Source organism: Streptomyces sp. NPDC005492, assembly GCF_040605995.1.
Taxonomy (GTDB): domain Bacteria; phylum Actinomycetota; class Actinomycetes; order Streptomycetales; family Streptomycetaceae; genus Streptomyces.
Map to the genome: position 1 here is coordinate 1 of NZ_JBEXDX010000117.1, position 1,790 is coordinate 1,790.

Here is a 1,790-nt window from a genome sequence, read left to right on the forward strand (position 1 = left end):
AGCCAGCAGACCATCCCGGTCAGCAGCAGTGACAACCGCCCGATGCTCCAGATGAGCCCGCGTCGTCGCCGTCGAAAACGCCGTATCCAGAACACTGGCCTCCGGACGCGCCAGCAGATGCTCACGCAACCGACCCGCCTGCGCCCGCAACGCCAACTCATCCTTCGCCGACACCACCACCGGCACCGCAGGAAGGCTCTTCTCGGGCTGCTGCTCAGACTCCTCCGCGACCGCCGGAGCCTCCTCCAGAATCACGTGCGCGTTCGTGCCGGAGACACCGAACGACGAGACGCCCGCGCGGCGAGGACGACCCGGGTCGGTCCAAGGCCGAGCCGCAGTCAGCAACTTGACCGCGCCGGACTCCCAGTCGACGTGCCGGCTGGGCTCATCCGCATGCAAGGTTGCGGGGAGTTCCCGGTGCCGTAGCGCCTGGACCATCTTGATGACCCCAGCCACGCCGGCCGCAGCCGAGGAGTGACCGATGTTCGACTTGATCGAGCCCAGCCACAACGGCCGCTCCGTGTCGCGGTCCTGGCCGTAAGTCGCCAGCAGCGCCTGCGCCTCGATCGGGTCGCCGAGCCGGGTTCCCGTGCCGTGACCCTCCACCGCATCGACCTCGTCCGGACGCAACCCGGCGACGGACAGCGCCGTACGAATCACCCGCTCCTGGGCTGGGCCGCTGGGCGCGGTCAATCCGTTGGAGGCACCGTCCTGGTTGACCGCGCTGCCCCGGATCACCGCCAGCACCTGGTGTCCCAGGCGTTGGGCATCCGACAAACGCTCCATCACGACCAGGCCGACACCGTCGGAGAAACCGGTCCCGTCGGCACCTTCCGCATACGACTTGCACCGGCCGTCGGGCGACAGACCGCGCTGCCGGGAGAACTCCACCAGCAGGAAGGGACCCGACATCACCGTCACGCCGCCGGCCAGCGCCAGCGAGCACTCACCGTTGCGCAGCGCCTGCGCGGCCAGGTGCATCGCCACCAGGGACGACGAGCATGCCGTGTCCACCGACACCGCAGGGCCCTGCAGCCCGAACGTGTAACTCAACCGCCCCGATATCACGCTCGTGGTGGTGCCGGTCAGCCGGAAGCCTTCCAGATCGGGTGTAGCCCCACCGGCGTACTCGGAAGCAACCGCGCCGCAGAACACTCCGGTGTCACTGCCGCGCAACGAGCCCGGGTCGATGCCTGCATCCTCCAACGCCTCCCACGCGCCCTCCAGCAGCAACCGCTGCTGCGGGTCCATCGCCAACGCCTCCCGCGGACTGATCCCGAAGAACCCCGCATCGAAGTCACCCGCACCATCGAGGTAGCCGCCGCCCCGCGTATAGACCGTGCCGGACTGTTCCGGATTCGGGTTGTACAGCCGCTCCAGATCCCAGCCGCGGTCACCCGGCAGCCCCGAGACCGCATCCCGACCCGAAGCCACCAACTCCCACAACTGCTCCGGCGACGAGGCGCCACCCGGGTACCGGCAACTCATGCCCACGATCGCCAGCGGCTCGTCCACATCGGCCCGCCGCCGCGCCGGAACCCGTACGGTCGGCGCGACAGTGGCCTTGGATTCGGCCCCGGGAATCTGGTTCACCAGGAACCGCGCCACCGCAGCGGCGGTCGGGTGGTCGAACACCAATGTCGCCGGCAGTTTGAGGCCGGTCGCCTGAGCGAGCCGGTTGCGCAGCTCGACCGAGGACAGCGAGTCGAAGCCGAGTTCCTTGAACGCCCGCCCCGGATCCAGCGCCGACGCCGACGCATGCCCGAGTACCGCCGCCACCTGCGCGGTCA

At 69.4% G+C, this 1,790-nt stretch carries 1 protein-coding gene; it reads right to left on the bottom strand.

Translation table 11 applies throughout. The annotated features are described in order from the left end of the window. Positions 1–1,790 (bottom strand): beta-ketoacyl synthase N-terminal-like domain-containing protein (locus ABZT04_RS45905; RefSeq protein ID WP_356066685.1); only part of this gene is annotated, 1,790 nt, incomplete at both ends.